Here is a 16553-nt window from a genome sequence, read left to right on the forward strand (position 1 = left end):
TTTGTATCTAGGGTGTCACTTCCATAACTGCGACAGCGGTGTGTCAGGGCGATAATGATAACGCAACTGCGCTTGCAGTAATTCGGCGGTCGCAAGAGCATCTGTCAATGCGTTATGACCCTGATAGGCCGGCAGATTATAGCGCAGCCGAGTGTCCCCCAAACGCAAAGAGCCAATCTTGTCTTTAAATAGCCGACCTAATAAGCCACGACGTGCTAGTAGCGCTTGGTGCTCAACATCCATGGTATCAATTAACGCAAACTCGATCCCCTCACCTATGCGCCGCTCTAATGCATTAAAGAAAAATGGCCGCTCAATCGCATGGTAGTGAACCACAGCTACATGCCCGGCGAGAGCCTCAAGTACAGGCTCTAATACGGCGGTTAAATCCGGAGCATTGGCAATTTCAGAATGAGTTATACCATGAATAACAATGGACGATTCTGCTAGTTGCTGGCTTGGCTTAACCAACCAATGCCCCGACCGTTGGCAATAAATGCGATGCCAACTAAACGGCACCACACCAATACTGACAATATCATCGTTGCGAGCATCTAAACCTGTGGTTTCAAAATCTAAAGCCGCAAAGGGCACATGTTCTAAAGGGGTATCTCCAGCGGGGATACCAGCTTGATAAAACTGCCTCAGTTGCGGCGACTGGCATTGCTTCGCTAGTGCTTGATAGCGTGATGGCCAATCAAGCAAAGACGCTTTGTTAGCCATTACTTCAACCCTGCGCCGTTTTGATAACGAAATTTTAAGAAACTTTGTGCTTTTTCTAAAATCGCAAAAGCCTCTTTTAGGTTTCGTTGCTCGAAAGGCGACAGCAAATGCGGGTCTAGGTGGTTATCCGGTGCTTCGCCTTGCTCTATTTGCCATGCTTGGTGACGAATACGGGTCATGGCAATGTATTCAAGTGCATCGCGCAGATCCTGTGCCTTGCCTTCAGGCAATAACTTGGCTTCAATAATATCTTCTAGGCGTTCAAAGGAGTTTTGCTTACGCGAGCTGACCGCTAAGGCATGGACCCGCACCACGTCAGTCAACGGCGCTGTACCACGGCGTTTAAGGTTAATTGAGCGCTTGTGTTCACCATCATGTTCGAGTACGAACCCTTTAAAGAACCCCAGTGGCGGAGTTCTATTTCGCGCATTGGAGGCGATGTTGGCAAGGAAGCGACGGTTTGCTTTGGCTTCTTTAGCAATAAAGGATTTTAGCGCGTCGGCCCATTTAGTTTTGCCCCACACGCCATCGAGGTCAAAAAAGATAGAGCAATGCAGTAGCGCCTGAGGTTTGGGCTCAGCTATCCACGAGGCAAATGTGTCTCGCCACTGCGAGCGTGTAAGGCGCCATTTTTTAAACGATGCCATAATTTCACCCTCGCAATAGCTGTACCCGCACGCAGCGAGCCCATCACAAACAAAGTCCGCTAGCGCTTGAAAGTACTCGTCATGCTGCGCTTCATCAAAGCTGTCATCAAGAATAATGGCATTGTCTTGGTCCGTCACTATCAATTGTTCATCTCGCGCCATTGAACCTAACGCGATAAAACAATAAGGGATAGGAGGAGGTCCTAGCTTTTCTTCTGCTAATGCTAACAGCCGCTGTTTAAACGTACGACCAATCACCGCCATAGCAGTGCCTATCATGTGTGAATTGGCATCTTCATTAACCATACGCACAAATACAGAGGGTAATTGCCGAGCATAATGAGTGAGGTCTTCAACGCTTTGCTGCGCAAGAATACCGCGCACTAACAATAGGCTACTTTGCGATTCATAACGCAAAATATCAGAAAGTGAAATGACACCGATGGGCCGACGTTTATGCAATACCGGCAAATGGTGCAAGTTATCACGCAGCATCGCTAAAACGGCTTCAAAGACATAGTCATTGGCATCTAGCAGCGTAAGGTTAGTCGACATAACTTGCTCAGCAGCAATAGCTAAAGACTGCCCCTGCGCCACAACCTTAGTGCGTATATCGCGATCTGTAATAATACCCACGACTTGCCCATCATCTTCTTCTGGGTCATCGCTAAGAGGCTTGTTGGCATCAGTGACCAACACACTGGATACGCTCTCTTGGGTCATCAAAGCCGCAACTTCCTGCACACTGGTAGTGGTGCTGACAGTAACCACATCACGATGTAATAAAACCTTGAGTTTAGCGGTAGTCAAATCATTACTATCAGCTTGCTCAACAACGGCTTGGTGCAAACGAACATTGCCATCTGCTTCAAAATAATCCGCAAATTGCTCAAATTTATCGCAATAGTCACTAAATAGCTCAACACTAATGCAATACACCAGGGTGTCTTCCATTGCTTTGACGGGAAAGCGCACTTTGCGGTTCATCAATAAGCCCATTTGGCCAAAGATCCCGCCTTCGTCCATACGGTTGTACAAGTCCCCATTGCGCCGATACGACTCCACTGAGCCACTGCGGATCACGTACAAATCGGAAATGTCATCGCCATAATTGAGAATGTCAGAGCCGGCGCGGAAATACGCTACCTCGATCTGTTGAGCAAGATTATTAAGGGCATCTTCGGGGAGATCGTCAAAGGGTGGATGGGCACTCAAAAATTGTGCAATTTCGATTTGCTCAGCTTGCATAGTGCTGCCTTTAAAGGTGCTAATATACTGAGCTTAATACAAAATTGCTGAAAAAAAAATGTCCGCACCAGGTGCGGACATTTATTTATTAATGCGCTTGTTCTAATTCCTGCGCCAGTTGTTTGCTTTCATCACCTCGTGGCGAGGTGAAACGCGCCAGTCCTAAGTAAATCACCGGAGTGAGGAATAAAGTAAACAACACCGCTAACGCCAAACCGCCGAAGACCACCCAACCGATGGCATTGCGCGCTTCCGCCCCTGCACCGGTGGATAAAATCAGCGGTAAGGCCCCCAATAAGGTGGACACTAAGGTCATCGCAATGGGACGTAAACGCACTAGCGCAGCACGCTCAACCGCCTCTCGCACAGGGTGTCCTCGGTCACGCAGTTGGTCGGCAAATTCCACCAACAAGATTGCGTTTTTAGCAATCAAGCCAATCAGCATCACTAAACCAATCTGCGAATAGATATTCAGCGATGTACCGGTTAGATACAGTGCTAAAATCGCCGACGTGATACCGAAAGGCACTGTGATCATCACCACCACAGCACTGTTAACACTTTCGAATTGCGCTGCCAGTACCAGTAACACAATGACAAAGGCCAATACATAGGTCATCAGTACTTCATTGGCCGTTTCTTCAAAGGTCAATGCCTCGCCTTTGAATGCCAAAGTGATGCCACTGGGCAAGTGCTGCTGCGATAAGTCTCGCAGCTGCTCTACAAGCTGCGCCATTGGCATTTCCGGTGGCAACTCCATATCCATTTCTATGGCGCGGCGCTGCGCATGGCGCTCAAGCTCTGCAGCCACCCCTTCTTCGCTGATATTAGCAACAGAGCTCAACGGCACCAATTGACCATTACTGGCGCCAACATACAGGTTTGCTAGGTCGCTAGGAGAATTGATAGTGCGATTTTGTGCTTGCAGCATAATCGGGATAGATTGGTCACCGACATTTAAATCCGCCACGTCGTCGCCATTGATGGCTGCGCGTAAGGTGATGGCAATGTCACTTAGATCAACACCCAGCTCTTGTGCGCGACGGCGATCGATATTAACCCTGAGCTGCGGCTGCGACGGCTGATAAGAAATGCGTACTGGCGCCACTTGTGGGATAGCCTTTTCCACTTCAGCGGCGAATTGTTGGGCAGCAATAAAAATTTGCTCATAATCTTGGCCCAATAATGCCAGCTCGACCCCACCCCCTTGACCGCGCAGATTCAAACTATTAGAACCAAATGCGCGCGCAGGTGCGCCGGGTATATCACCTAATGGCCCGCGAATTTTGTTAATAATTTCCTGTTGGCTAAAATGACGCTCATCCCAATGCTTTAATGGCACAGTGATAAAGGTAATATTCGGATCCCACTGCCCAACCACGGTATAGATAGATTCTATTTCGCCACTTTCGACGTAGGGCAACAGAATGTCTTCCATTTCCTTGGCTTGGCGGTCCATAAAGTTGAGACCGACGCCATCTGGTCCACGAGCAAAAATACGGATTTTACCTCTGTCTTCACTCGGTAAAAGCTCATTTTCTAATTGCGAATAAAGTGCCCCCGACGCCACAGCCACCAAAGCACAGGCAATTAACGTAAGCCAAGCATGGTTCAGTACTTTGTGAATACACCACTTGTAAACATTCGCCAGCGCATGCCCTACTTTACCAAACACATGTTTGCCGCTGCTTTTTAGTTTTAGTTTCGATGTCAAAGCGGGCACTAAGGACAACGCCACAAAGCTGGATATAATTACTGCCCCAGCTAATACACCACCAAATTCACGAAATAATTTTCCTGCGGTAGAGGGCAAAAATGCGATGGGTACGAAAACAGCGGCTAACACGGCGGTTGTCGCCACCACCGCAAAGAACACCTCGCGCGTTCCCACTACAGCAGCCGCACGACGCCCAAGGCCTAAGCTTCGTTGGCGCTGAATATTTTCACTGACAACAATGGCATCATCGACTATCAACCCGGTCGCTAAAACCAAGGCCAGCAAGGTCAAAATATTAATAGAAAAGCCCAGTGCCCAAATCAGCGCTAACGACCCCACCAGCGCCACAGGAATGGCGAAAGCCGGAACTAAGGTGGCACGCCATGAACCAATAAACACCCATAAAGTAATGACCACCAAAATGACAGTGAGCACCAAAGAGTTTAACACCTCATCCACTGAGCTGCGGATAAACTGTGCATCATCTGAGGTCAGCGTGAAAGTCATCTCAGGGAAACGCTCACGCATTTGAGTTAATAGCGATAGCACTTCATCAGAAATTTCGATGGTATTAGACTGGGCTTGGCGGATCACTTCCATGCCTATTACAGGCTGGCCATCTAAGCGCACCATGGAGCGTGGGTCGGCCGGGCCAAAATAGACCGCTGCGATATCGGCAATGCGGGTATCATCGCCGACGATAATATCGCCCACTTGCTCGGCCGTGACCGAAGTGGCATCGGCGCGCACAATTAATTGCTGATCATTCGATTTTAAACTCCCCGCCGGCACATCAAAGGGCGCTTGGCGCAGGGCATCAGCAACATCGGGGACAGTCAGGTTAAAGCTGCTCAGTTTAAGTGGGTCGATACGCACTCGCAGCACCCGCTCTCGGTCGCCATTGAGGCGTACATCAGCGACACCGGGAATGGTCAGAAATTGCGGTGCTAAATCAGTCTCAACTCGCTCTGTTAGCGCTTCCAAGGACAACGCCTCACTGCTGACCGTCAATGACACCACCGCCTCAGCGTCATTATCGGCTTTGATTATTGAGACACGCTCGACCTCTTCTGGGAGTTCGCGTTGAACCCGTGCCACCGATTCTCGCGTTTCGTTGGCGGCATCATCAAGGTTCACACCTGGGCGAAACTCGACCACGATACGAGAGCTCCCTTCCTCACTTTGTGCACGAATTGACTTTACGCCACTTACGCGGGCTACTGCGCCCTCAAGCTTGCTCGTCACTTCCGTATCGACCGTTTCCGGAGAGCCACCAGGGAAAGACGCTGACACAGTAATACGGGGGCGGTCGACATCGGGTAGCTCACGCACTTCAACGCCTGCAATAGCAGCAATGCCGGCAATAATAATGAGTAGGTTGAGTACAACAATGAGGACCGGCCGGCGAATCGCCATCGACGGCAAGTCTTGGATATGGGCAGATGTTTGCTCGCTCATCACTTACTCCTTGCGTGCCAATGCGGGTTGTTCAAAGCGCACACTTTGCTGAGGTCGTAAGCTTTGTACCCCTTCGACTATGAGGTAATCACCGGCATTTAAATCACCGCTTACAAGCAAACGCCCGGATAACCGTTGTGCTATTTTTACATCGACGCGAGTGGCTTTGTTATCGACGCTTTTCCACACATACGGGCCCGTTGCCCCCCATAACAGAGCGGCTTCAGGGACAACCGAATAAGCCTGCCCTTGCATGTTTAAATTGACACGAAAACCCATGCCCGGGATAAACTGTTCATTGTCATTGGCTATTTTTGCTTTGACACGAATAGTGCGGTTTTGCGCATCGATTCGCGAGTCCATATAAGCGATATCGGCACTGAGCTGTTTTTGCGTGTGCCATGGTACCACGGTGACACTGGCACCACCGCGCAGCATAGGCACAGCCGCTTCTGGGGCTTTAAAGTTGATGTACAACGCACTGATATCATCAATACTCGCAATCGCAGTTTGCTCGGTGATACGATCGCCGACTTCCACGTCGGTCAGCCCCATTACACCACTGAAAGGAGCGCGCACTTGACGGTCTTGCAGCTCTGCTTTTGCCACTTGCAACGCCACTTTGGCTAAGTCTCGCTGCGTCAGCGCATCGTCACGTTCGCTTTTAGGGATAGCGCCTTTAGCGAAGCTGTCTTCTAAGCGTTTTAATGTTCGCTCTGCATCGGCTAATTGTATTTGCGCTTCTTGAAGCGCCGCGCTTTGCAAGCGTGAATCAAGCTCCAATAGCAAGTCGCCAGCCTGCACTTCATCCCCAGGCTGAAAATATACACCGGTGACGCGGTCCCCCACTGCTGGGTAAAGCACGACCGAGCGAATCGCCTCCGTACTGCCGACCGCCTGAACTTGCTGCTGTGCACGCTCTTGGCTTACGGCATTGACGACCACACGCTTACCCTCAGCGGCCAGCGCATTGCTAGATACTAAGAAACTACAAATTAATGCACAAAATACCTGCTTCAAGGAACTCCACCTTCATTATTGTTGTTGGCCACAACCATTGGCCGCTTTAAATTAATACTCTGTGTACGTAGTGTAACAGCTCTGTGATCAGCCTTGACGCTAAGCTCGATCAGTGACCACTGTAATGCGACTAATCGCTTCCCCTTTTTGGGAAATACTATACATAGCGTTATTTAATCACACATAGCTGCGGACTCATGCTGACTTTGCATATCTTTACTTTGTGGATAATCAAGGGATGGTTGTTAGGTTCGACGCCAAGTGGATGCGGAAATAGGTGCAGCTTTGAGCCAATAACTTAGCTCAAAGCACGTCCTCTTTTGTCACTGGCTTTTGCGCCGCTATCTCCTGCGCTTGTTGCTTATCTTGTGCATCTGCGTTTATTCCCTGCTGCTGGCGGCCCTGCTGCGGGGAGAAAGTAAGTGAAGCGTATAATGGGAAATGATCTGAGCCAATATTGGGCAGTGGCCGAATCTCATTTAAGGTGAAATGGCGAGAGTGAAATAAGTGATCCAACGGCCAGCGCACCAAGGGGTAATCAGCATGAAAGGTATTAAATAACCCGCGACCTATACGCGGGTCTAAAAGGCCACTGATTTTTCTAAATAACCGTGTAGTACGCGACCAAGCGACATCGTTTAGGTCGCCGGTTATAAGCGTCGGTATCGATTGCTCAGCCACACGTCGAGCCACCACCAATAATTCAGCATCACGGGGAGTAGAATGGCTATTTTCAGTGGGACTCGGTGGCGCTGGGTGAAGGAAATGCACCCGCACTTTGTTCCCTGAGCGCAGTACCAAGTCGCCATGAATAGATGGCACATCATCCTCGACTAAATAACGTATTTCACTGTTTTCTATGGCGAAGCGCGAATAAACATGCATACCATAGAGGTTATCCAGCGGACATTTTATACTGTGAGGTCTTTGCGTTAACAACACATCCAGTTGGTCCTGCCACCATTGGTCAGACTCCAAAGTGATCACCACGTCGGGGTTATGTTCATGAATAAGCGCAAGCAGAGCTTTGCTATTGCGGTTGGTCATGAGCACGTTAGAAACCAAAATACTTAGGCTGTTGTCACTATCTTGGCTCTGACAACTATGCACTTCTTTACGCCACACTGGCGTATACGGTAACACCCACCATAATTGCCATAGCAAGCAACCGAGCGTCGCAGTGACCATGAGCCAAGATGCAGTGCTTGCAAAAGAAAGAAAGTATGCTTGCAGTATTAGTAAAAGAGTCGCGATGGCCGCAAACTGTAAACGCGGGAAATCAAAACCCCGAACACTCCAATGACCGATAGGTAATAGGGGTAAACAGGTCGCTAAAACGAGAAACAAAGTGACTGCCCCAAGCGCCTCAAACATGGCCTTTCCTTCTAATTGTTTTAATTCGGCTTTGCGCCCTGCACAGCTTTTTATAAAAGCACATAAGCTTATGAAAAAAAAGTGTTTTGTATATAGTTGATGGTGATAGGTAGGTCGTTGTAGTCGTCACGACGATAAAGACTGCTCATTGATTAATAGGCTCTTTACTTTATGTGCTTTTTCAAAATGATCGAGCCGATGGGTGTGAATCCACCAAGTAGCCGCCTCCATCAGCAGCTCTGGGTCATCATTTTTATTTTTGAAAAAAGCGTAGAAAGATAAACCTACCTGCTCTCCTTTGCGCGCTATTTGTTGCTCGCATTTAGCTATCATTGTGCTGCGTAGTGTCGCTCTCATCATCCTTGCTCTTTAAAACGAAAAAGGAAGCGTTAAACACTTCCTTTTCGGTGGCTAATTATTTGCTAGCGGCGCGTTGCTGTTCTTTGAGCTTTTGCTTTTGCTCTTTGCGCTTTTGTAGCATTTCTTGGGCCTCATGGCCAATATGACCCTCACCACGCTGCTTCGCCAAGTCAATTTGCTTTTGGCGCTCTGCAAAACGTTGGCGCTGCTCCTCGCTCAAACTGTCATGACAGTGATGACAAGACACACCCTGCATGTACTGCGGCTTTTGCTTATCGTCTTCGGTAATAGGCATGCGACAGGCATGACATTGGTCGTATTGACCCTTGTTTAGGTCATGATCCACAGCAACACGGTTGTCGAATACAAAGCACTCACCTTCCCACATGGTTTCTTCCTTAGGCACTTCTTCTAAGTACTTAAGAATACCGCCTTCAAGGTGGTAGACCTCTTCAAAACCCTGCTCTTTCATATAAGCTGTGGATTTTTCGCAGCGAATACCGCCAGTACAGAACATGGCTACTTTTTTGTGCTTTTTAGGGTCAAGGTTTTGCTCCGCCCAATTTGGAAATTCGCGGAACGTTTTCGTTTGCGGATCAACGGCATTTTTAAAGGTGCCAATTTCTATCTCGTAATCGTTACGGGTATCCACCAACACCACTTCAGGGTCGCTTATCAACGCGTTCCAATCCTTGGGTTTCACATAGGTGCCCACCACTTCTCGTGGGTCAATACCTTCAACACCCATGGTGACTATTTCTTTTTTCAGCTTCACTTTGGTGCGGTAGAAAGGACATTCATCGTCAAAAGACTCTTTGGTAACGATATTAGCGAGGTTAGGTTGCTTATCAAGCCACCCTAGTAAAGCATCAATCCCTTCGCGTTTACCCGCGACCGTACCGTTGATACCCTCTTTGGCAAGCAGTAATGTACCACGTACGTCATTAGCAAGCATGACATCTAAAAGAGGTTGGCGAAGTTGTTCGAAATCAGGCAGCGCAACAAACTTATACAGCGCGCACACGACGTATTGATCAGACATAGTAACTGTTACCTTAAGTGCTTTTAAAACGAAACCGAATCGTAAATCCGGCGCAATGGTCGGCGTATTTTACTGATTGTGGTGAAAAACGCAAAATTCACTGCCAGTGAACTGTCTCATTACGTTATAATAGCGGTGGATAAACTGTAATTTTGGAGAGTTAATTTGCAATTTAGTGATTTGGGTATCGATTCTCGACTGTGTGGGCAACTAACGCATCAAGGTATTACCACGCCCACCGATATCCAAGCGCAGGCCATACCCTTGGCACTCGCTGGCCATGACTTATTTGCGCAATCAAAAACCGGGTCAGGTAAGACGCTTGCCTTCTTATTGCCTGCTGTACAACGGGTTATGAAGCAACGGGCCCTATCAAAGCGCGACCCCCGTGTAGTAATTGTCACCCCGACTCGCGAGTTAGCGTCACAAGTATACTCACAGCTACGTTTACTGATAGCCGGAACGGCACTGTCGGGAACAAAAGTGATTGGCGGTGAGAACTTTAACGACCAAGTTAAGGCGCTGCGCAAGAATCCACATTTTGTGATTGGCACGCCAGGGCGAATTGCCGACCACCTTGATGGCCGCTCATTACAATTAGGCGGCCTGGAATTGCTCATTTTTGATGAGGCCGACCGCATCCTTGACCTCGGTTTTACCGAGCAAGTTGAGCGTATTAATGCGGCCGCAGATCATCGTCTTCGCCAAAGCCTTTTGTTTTCAGCTACTTTGGAGCACGCTCAGGTCGGTGCGCTCTCGCGTAACCTATTACGCAACCCTAAGGGCGTGACCATTAGTGCCGCCACGGATGAGCATAGCGATATCTCACAGCATCTTTATTTGGCGGATCACCTCGACCATAAAGAGGCGCTGCTCGATCACTTTATTGCCCAAGAGAATGTTGGTCAGTGTATTATTTTTACCGCCACACGAGATGATACCGAGCGCTTGTGTAACAAGCTCACGGCGCAAGGTTTTAAGGCCGTCGCTCTCGCAGGCACGCTGGCGCAAAGCAAACGGCTGGATATTATGGATGCCTTTAGCCGTGGACTATATCAAGTGTTGGTTACCACCGACGTGGCGTCACGGGGCCTCGATTTGCTTAACGTCACCCATGTAATCAATTTTGACTTGCCAAAACATGCGGAAGAATACATTCACCGTATTGGTCGTACTGGCCGCGCGGGCTTTAAAGGTCATGCCATTTCATTAGTGGGGCCGAAAGATTGGCAAAGCTACCTGGCGATAAACCAATTTATGCGCCGTCCTTTGCCGTTCAGTGAAGTTGAGGGGCTAGTCGGCAAGTTTAAAGGCTTTACTCGTCCAAAGCCGCCAGCGAATGCAAAGAAAAAGCCCCAGGATAAAACTAAGCCAGCAACATCTAAAAAACCTCTTGCTAAGCGCAAGAAAAGTAAATCTATGCAGGTAAAAGTGGCGCAACCCGCACCGTTTGATCCGAACAGCATGGGCGTAAAACGCAAGCCTAAAAAAAATAACGACACAGAGAGCGAATAATGAGTGAATTAGGTCAATGGCAAACGCTGTTTGTTGAGGAAGTCGCAGGCGAAGGCGCGTATTTGCGAAGCACCGAACTCGGTGAAGTATTTTTACCGGCCTCTGAGCTGCCCGATGATTTACAGCAAGGTGATAGCTTAGGCGTATTTGTCTATTTAGATAGTATGGGCCACGCCACCGCAACTCGAAAAAAACCATTAGCGCAAGTGGGCGATTTTGCTTTTTTACAAGTTAAACAAGTCAACAAAACTGGCGCCTTTTTAGATTGGGGTCTGGATAAAGACTTGTTGGTACCCTTTAACGAACAAAAACCCCGAATGCGAGAGGGAAATAGTTATTTAGTAAAGCTCTACTTGGACAATGCCTCCAAACGTATTTGTGCATCCAGTAACCTCAATAAATTCGTCGGTCACGCAAAGCCTCGTTACCAGTTCAACGATGCCGTTGATATTATGGTGGCTGCTAAAACCGATTTAGGCTACAAAGTGATTGTCGATGATAGCCATTGGGGACTTATTTTTCATAATCGCGTACATCGCCCGCTGTACGTTGGTCAACAGCTTAACGCGTTCGTCTTACAGTGCCGCGAAGATGACAAACTTGATATTGTCTTAGAAAAGCAAGGGATAGCAAAGCTAGACCCGCTTAAAGAGCAAATACTGCAAGCGTTAAAAGACGGTAGTGGCGTGTTGCCGCTTGGAGATAAATCTGCGCCGGAGGCCATAAAACGCCAGTTTGGCACCTCAAAAGCGAACTTTAAAAAGGCTATTGGCGGTCTGTTTAAAGATCAACTTATTGATATCGAGGCCACACGAATCACATTAAAAACGCGACCTTAAGTCGCGTTTTTACGTAGATTAGTAGGATTGATAACGAAGGTCATCATAAGGCAATGCGCAGCGTACATAACGCTTAGAATAATCAAGCAACTCTGAGCGGTTACTAATACTCAACGGAGCAAGCCGAAAGATACGCCCTTCACACTCTACACGCTTAATATCATGGCCTTCCATACAATTACCCACTGAACGCCCAGATTCCAACAGCATTGCTTCATTATTGGCGCAAATCGCATAGACACGTTTTGCCAGTGCCTCTTTTAGAGCAAATAGATCCACATCTTGGTATTCTACCTGTTCAATCAACAGCGCCAGTGCGCGCGCATTACTTTCTGCGGTGCTCTGGCGATGATAATAGTAACCTGCGGCCACAATGAGGGCTATCAGCAGAATGTATTTCACCTTAGTCTCCTAGACTCTCATTAATCTCAGTTAATACCGCAACTGGATCAGCAGCTTGCGTGATTGGACGACCAATAACCAGATAGTCGCTGCCGCTCGCAACGGCTCGCTCTGGTGTCATTATACGTTTTTGGTCCCCGGCGGCGCTTCCTGCTGGGCGGATCCCTGGTGTCACCAGTGTAAACTCTGACCCCAACTGTGATTTTAATAACTGCGCTTCTTGCGCTGAACAAACTACACCATCAAGACCAGCCTGATGTGCAAGCTTGGCTAGATACAATACTTGTTCTTGTGGGGATTTATCAATACCTAATTGTTTTAATTGTATTTCATCCATACTGGTAAGGACGGTCACCGCAATCAGTAACGGCGCTTTGTCGCCGAAAGGAGTCAATGCTGCTTTCGCCTTTTCCATCATTGCCACACCGCCACTGGCATGAACATTAACCATCCATACCCCTAATTTTGCAGCCGCAGTCACCGCTTTAGCAACAGTGTTAGGAATATCATGGAATTTCAAATCGAGAAATACATCGAAGCCCAAATCCACTAATTGTTTGACAAAATCGGGACCAAACAACGTAAACATTTCTTTGCCTACTTTTAAGCGGCAAGTGCTAGGTGATAATTGCTTTACAAAAGCTAAGGCTTTGCCTTGGTCGTCGTAATCTAAGGCGATCAGTACTTTTTTAGAATCAACAGAGCTCATTTTTTTCCTGTTTAAAAACCATCAAGCCCACGGCTTGGCTGTATAGACTCCCAGTGTCGACATGAAGGACATAACCAGTAATGGCTATGGCTTTCAAAACCACAATGCTGACATTGATAGTCTGCCTTGGTGTCTATATATGATTGGATCAGTTTATCTATGGGGTTTAATGCCTCATCGAGTTGGGCATTTTGACCAGCCAATAATTGTAACAGAAAACGAAAGCCACGGATATTCGGCTGTTTCTTCAAGCTTTTGGTGAGAAACTCCATAGCCGCTTGGTTTTCGCCTCGTGTTAATAAATGCTGGCAATAATGAATTTTAAGAAGGACACCGCCTTGCTCTACCAGCTCACTCAACAATTGCTCGAACTGTTGCTGTAAGTTCAAATGACGATAGGCGTTGGCTAGCTTATCAATCACTAACGGTGAGCAGCGGGTAAATTGAGTGACCAAGTCACGCCAATAGTGAATTGCTTGCACATAGTCTTCCCGTTGATAAGCCTGTAAGCCCAGTTCATATAAGGGGCGAATACTCGGCTCGCCTACCCCTAAGGCTTGTGACATCAACTCTGTTTGCTGACTGTTAAGTGCTGCCTCACAGTAAAAATTCGCAATCGCAATACGTTGTTGGCTGTGAATGAATAAATGGGCATGACGCTGGTATAACTCAACGCCTTTTTGCCACTCTCGCGTTTGTGAGTATAAGGTGATCAGCGGTTCAATGGCCTGCTGACGCTTCCCCTTAACGAGGATAAGTAGGTGCTCTTCTGCGCTATCAAGCAATCCAGCCAAGATATAGTCCTGTGCTAACTCTAAGCGACTTTCAGTGAGCTGATCTTGATTTAAGTTAGGGTGCTCAAGTAATAACTCATGAATCTTGATGGCGCGGTCAAGCTCGCCGCGCTTGCGAAATAGTGCCGCTAAGGTCAAGTAGTGCTCGACCGAGTCCGCAGAGACCTCGAGTAACTGAATGAGGTGTTCAAGGCCTTGATCCTCTTCCCTATCAAGCAGGTACTTAAGGCCTTTACTGTATTCGGCGGTGATTTTGCGATTATGTTGATGGGCTTGGTTTTTGGCACTGTTTTTACCCATTATCCAGCCGTAGCCCGCAGCTACAGGCAAGAGTAAAAACAACAGTTCAAGCATGGCTAACCGTCTTTTTCAGTGGCAGGCTCAGGGCCTATGTCATTGTTGGAATCACGGGCTAGCTTGGTATTGCGTCGCTGCAAGCGGTAGTTTTGCCACTTTAACTTGGAAAACACACGGAAACTTACAAAGCAACCGACTAATAGGCCAATAACAAAACACACGCTGATAAGGGCAGCAAGTGGTAATTGGGCGCTAGCAATAAGATAATTTACTTGAACAGACTGTGGATTTTGCGAACCCAATACGAAGGCAATAAAAACACACAGTACAAAAAGAACGATTTTTACAACCTTCACTCGGTAACGACTCCGTTGTTATTATTGTATGCTCTCGTTAACGCGATCGCGCAATTCTTTGCCTGGTTTAAAATGAGGGACATATTTACCGTCTAGTTCAACGGTTTCGCCGGTTTTTGGATTTCGGCCTGTACGTGGTGCACGGTAATGAAGGGAAAAGCTACCAAAGCCGCGAATTTCGATGCGCTCGGCGCTAGAGAGCGAGCCGGCCATCTGTTCTAGAATTTCTTTTACGGCATTTTCAACATCACGAGCTTGGATGTGTGAGTGTTGTTCTGCAAGCTGTTCTATTAACTCTGACTTGGTCATAATGTTTCCTCAAGTGCTTACAAAAGGAAGGGCTTGCGCCCTTCCTAGACTCGACTAAAGCTTAGTCTTTTTGTGCATTTTTAAATGCAGCAGCCATAGCGTTTTCGAACTGAGGCTCATCTGCCTTCAGTTTCTCAAGCGCTTCTTTCTCTTCAGCTTCGTAAATCGCTTTTACAGAAAGGCTGATAGCGCGGTTCTTACGATCTACGCCAACAAACTTCGCTTCGATTTCGTCGCCTTCAGAAGCAACTGCAGTTGCATCTTCTACACGCTCTTGAGCGATGTCTGCTACACGGATGTAACCTTCAACGCCTTCAGCAAGCTCAACTGTTGCACCTTTAGCATCAACAGCTGTCACTTTACCTTTAACAATAGCACCTTTTTTGTTTGCGTCTAGGTAGTTATTGAAAGGATCCGCTTCGATTTGCTTAACGCCTAGAGAGATACGCTCACGCTCTGGGTCAACTTGAAGAACGATAGCTGTGATCTCGTCACCTTTCTTGTATTCACGTACAGCTTCTTCGCCAGGCGTGTTCCAAGAAATATCAGATAGGTGTACAAGACCGTCGATGCCGCCTTCAAGACCGATGAAGATACCGAAGTCAGTGATTGACTTGATCTTACCAGTAACTTGGTCGCCTTTGTTGTTAAGACGCGCAAATTCCTGCCAAGGGTTCGCTTTACACTGCTTAAGACCTAGAGAAATACGACGACGCTCTTCGTCGATCTCTAGTACCATTACTTCAACAGTATCACCTAGTGATACCACTTTAGATGGGTGGATGTTCTTGTTAGTCCAATCCATCTCAGAAACGTGTACTAGACCTTCTACGCCTTCTTCGATTTCAACGAAGCAACCGTAGTCAGTTAGGTTAGTTACACGACCAGTTAGCTTAGCGCCTTCTGGGTAACGGTTAGCAATTTCTTGCCATGGATCTTCGCCAAGCTGCTTAAGACCTAGAGAAACACGTGTTTTCTCTTTGTCGAACTTAAGTACTTTAACGTTGATTTCGTCGCCAACATTTACGATTTCTGAAGGGTGCTTAACACGCTTCCACGCCATGTCAGTGATGTGTAGTAGACCGTCTACACCACCTAGATCTACGAACGCACCGTAATCGGTAAGGTTCTTAACGATACCTTTAACTTCTTGACCTTCAACAAGGTTAGCAAGTAGCTCTTCACGTTCAGCTGAGTTTTCAGACTCAATAACAGCACGACGTGAAACAACAACGTTGTTGCGCTTCTGGTCAAGCTTGATTACTTTGAACTCTAGCTCTTTACCTTCAAGGTGAGTGGTGTCACGTACTGGACGAACATCAACAAGTGAACCAGGTAGGAAGGCACGGATTGAATCTACTTCAACAGTGAAGCCGCCTTTAACCTTGCCATTGATAACACCAGTAACTGTTTCGTTTTCTTCACACGCTTTTTCAAGGCGAATCCACGCTTCGTGGCGCTTCGCTTTTTCACGAGAAAGAATAGTCTCACCGAAGCCGTCTTCGATAGCGTCTAGTGCTACATCTACTTCGTCACCAACGGCAACTTCTAGTTCACCAGCAGTATTTTTGAACTGCTCTGCAGGAATGGCACTTTCTGACTTTAGGCCAGCGTCTACAAGAACGATGTTGTTCTCGATAGAGATTACGGTACCTTTTACGATTGAGCCCTGTTGAGCTTCAAAATCCTGTAGGCTTTCTTCAAATAACTGCGCAAAATTTTCTGACATACTTAATACGTCTC

The 16553-nt window shown here is 47.5% G+C and carries 15 protein-coding genes; 2 read left to right on the plus strand and 13 right to left on the minus strand.

The features are described 5' to 3' along the window. Positions 1 to 15: 15 nt before the first annotated feature. From PRUTH_RS05835 to trhO, 7 genes are all read right to left on the minus strand, one after another. On the minus strand, positions 16 to 723 hold the full coding sequence (locus PRUTH_RS05835; protein ID WP_045978740.1) for a 3'-5' exonuclease: 708 nt from the start codon (positions 721 to 723) through the stop codon (positions 16 to 18). Further along, complete coding sequence (locus PRUTH_RS05840) at positions 723 to 2618, minus strand: DUF294 nucleotidyltransferase-like domain-containing protein (RefSeq protein ID WP_151172829.1); 1896 nt, start codon at positions 2616 to 2618, stop codon at positions 723 to 725. The genes PRUTH_RS05835 and PRUTH_RS05840 overlap by 1 nt, the downstream gene beginning before the upstream one ends. 88 nt (positions 2619 to 2706) lie before the next feature. Then, the gene (locus tag PRUTH_RS05845; protein WP_151172830.1) at positions 2707 to 5793 is read right to left on the minus strand and encodes an efflux RND transporter permease subunit; all 3087 of its coding nucleotides are present in this window, start codon (positions 5791 to 5793) and stop codon (positions 2707 to 2709) included. Positions 5794 to 5796: 3 nt separating this feature from the next. Then, on the minus strand, positions 5797 to 6813 hold the full coding sequence (locus PRUTH_RS05850; protein ID WP_151172831.1) for an efflux RND transporter periplasmic adaptor subunit: 1017 nt from the start codon (positions 6811 to 6813) through the stop codon (positions 5797 to 5799). 303 nt (positions 6814 to 7116) lie between these two features. Beyond that, on the minus strand, positions 7117 to 8187 hold the full coding sequence (locus tag PRUTH_RS05855) for an endonuclease/exonuclease/phosphatase family protein (RefSeq protein ID WP_151172832.1): 1071 nt from the start codon (positions 8185 to 8187) through the stop codon (positions 7117 to 7119). 126 nt (positions 8188 to 8313) lie between these two features. Next, a complete protein-coding gene (locus PRUTH_RS05860; RefSeq protein WP_053911322.1) occupies positions 8314 to 8544 on the minus strand; it encodes a DUF6500 family protein in 231 nt (76 codons plus the stop codon). 58 nt (positions 8545 to 8602) lie between these two features. Then, entirely contained in the window at positions 8603 to 9589 is a 987-nt protein-coding gene (gene trhO, locus PRUTH_RS05865) for an oxygen-dependent tRNA uridine(34) hydroxylase TrhO (protein WP_022943844.1), read from the minus strand. A 165-nt stretch (positions 9590 to 9754) separates the two neighbouring features. On the opposite strand from trhO, the gene PRUTH_RS05870 reads away from it, so the two are divergent. Together PRUTH_RS05870 and PRUTH_RS05875 are read left to right on the plus strand one after the other, a co-directional pair. Continuing rightward, positions 9755 to 11104: a DEAD/DEAH box helicase gene (locus tag PRUTH_RS05870; RefSeq protein WP_151172833.1), complete on the plus strand. Its 1350-nt coding sequence runs from the start codon at positions 9755 to 9757 to the stop codon at positions 11102 to 11104. After that, a complete protein-coding gene (locus PRUTH_RS05875) occupies positions 11104 to 11943 on the plus strand; it encodes a CvfB family protein (protein ID WP_151172834.1) in 840 nt (279 codons plus the stop codon). The genes PRUTH_RS05870 and PRUTH_RS05875 overlap by 1 nt, the downstream gene beginning before the upstream one ends. Positions 11944 to 11961: 18 nt before the next feature. On the opposite strand, the gene PRUTH_RS05880 is transcribed toward PRUTH_RS05875, so the two are convergent. The 6 genes from PRUTH_RS05880 to rpsA all read right to left on the minus strand — a co-directional run bounded on the left by PRUTH_RS05880 (position 11962) and on the right by rpsA (position 16539). Beyond that, the gene (locus PRUTH_RS05880; RefSeq protein WP_022943841.1) at positions 11962 to 12345 is read right to left on the minus strand and encodes a hypothetical protein; all 384 of its coding nucleotides are present in this window, start codon (positions 12343 to 12345) and stop codon (positions 11962 to 11964) included. Position 12346: 1 nt separating this feature from the next. Next, positions 12347 to 13054 carry an orotidine-5'-phosphate decarboxylase gene (gene pyrF / locus PRUTH_RS05885; RefSeq protein ID WP_151172835.1) on the minus strand — a complete coding sequence of 236 codons (708 nt, stop codon included), beginning with the start codon at positions 13052 to 13054 and terminating at the stop codon, positions 12347 to 12349. Between the two features lie 11 nt (positions 13055 to 13065). Further along, a complete protein-coding gene (lapB, locus tag PRUTH_RS05890) occupies positions 13066 to 14202 on the minus strand; it encodes a lipopolysaccharide assembly protein LapB (RefSeq protein ID WP_022943839.1) in 1137 nt (378 codons plus the stop codon). A 2-nt stretch (positions 14203 to 14204) separates the two neighbouring features. Further along, positions 14205 to 14501, minus strand: a complete 297-nt coding sequence (locus tag PRUTH_RS05895; RefSeq protein WP_045978733.1) for a lipopolysaccharide assembly protein LapA domain-containing protein — start codon at positions 14499 to 14501, stop codon at positions 14205 to 14207. A gap of 21 nt (positions 14502 to 14522) precedes the next feature. Continuing rightward, complete coding sequence (gene ihfB / locus PRUTH_RS05900) at positions 14523 to 14810, minus strand: integration host factor subunit beta (RefSeq protein WP_022943837.1); 288 nt, start codon at positions 14808 to 14810, stop codon at positions 14523 to 14525. Between the two features lie 61 nt (positions 14811 to 14871). After that, positions 14872 to 16539: a 30S ribosomal protein S1 gene (gene rpsA, locus PRUTH_RS05905; RefSeq protein WP_022943836.1), complete on the minus strand. Its 1668-nt coding sequence runs from the start codon at positions 16537 to 16539 to the stop codon at positions 14872 to 14874. Between the last annotated feature and the right edge of the window lie 14 nt (positions 16540 to 16553).

Source organism: Pseudoalteromonas ruthenica, assembly GCF_008808095.1.
GTDB lineage: Bacteria > Pseudomonadota > Gammaproteobacteria > Enterobacterales > Alteromonadaceae > Pseudoalteromonas > Pseudoalteromonas ruthenica.

Bases quoted from the DNA above. Each gene is read 5' to 3' on its own strand.
- PRUTH_RS05835 (WP_045978740.1), bottom strand. From the start codon at position 723: ATGGCTAACAAAGCGTCTTTGCTTGATTGGCCATCACGCTATCAAGCA.
- PRUTH_RS05840 (WP_151172829.1), bottom strand. From the start codon at position 2,618: ATGCAAGCTGAGCAAATCGAAATTGCACAATTTTTGAGTGCCCATCCA.
- PRUTH_RS05845 (WP_151172830.1), bottom strand. From the start codon at position 5,793: ATGAGCGAGCAAACATCTGCCCATATCCAAGACTTGCCGTCGATGGCG.
- PRUTH_RS05855 (WP_151172832.1), bottom strand. From the start codon at position 8,187: ATGTTTGAGGCGCTTGGGGCAGTCACTTTGTTTCTCGTTTTAGCGACC.
- PRUTH_RS05860 (WP_053911322.1), bottom strand. From the start codon at position 8,544: ATGAGAGCGACACTACGCAGCACAATGATAGCTAAATGCGAGCAACAA.
- trhO (WP_022943844.1), bottom strand. From the start codon at position 9,589: ATGTCTGATCAATACGTCGTGTGCGCGCTGTATAAGTTTGTTGCGCTG.
- PRUTH_RS05875 (WP_151172834.1), top strand. From the start codon at position 11,104: ATGAGTGAATTAGGTCAATGGCAAACGCTGTTTGTTGAGGAAGTCGCA.
- pyrF (WP_151172835.1), bottom strand. From the start codon at position 13,054: ATGAGCTCTGTTGATTCTAAAAAAGTACTGATCGCCTTAGATTACGAC.
- lapB (WP_022943839.1), bottom strand. From the start codon at position 14,202: ATGCTTGAACTGTTGTTTTTACTCTTGCCTGTAGCTGCGGGCTACGGC.
- ihfB (WP_022943837.1), bottom strand. From the start codon at position 14,810: ATGACCAAGTCAGAGTTAATAGAACAGCTTGCAGAACAACACTCACAC.
- rpsA (WP_022943836.1), bottom strand. From the start codon at position 16,539: ATGTCAGAAAATTTTGCGCAGTTATTTGAAGAAAGCCTACAGGATTTT.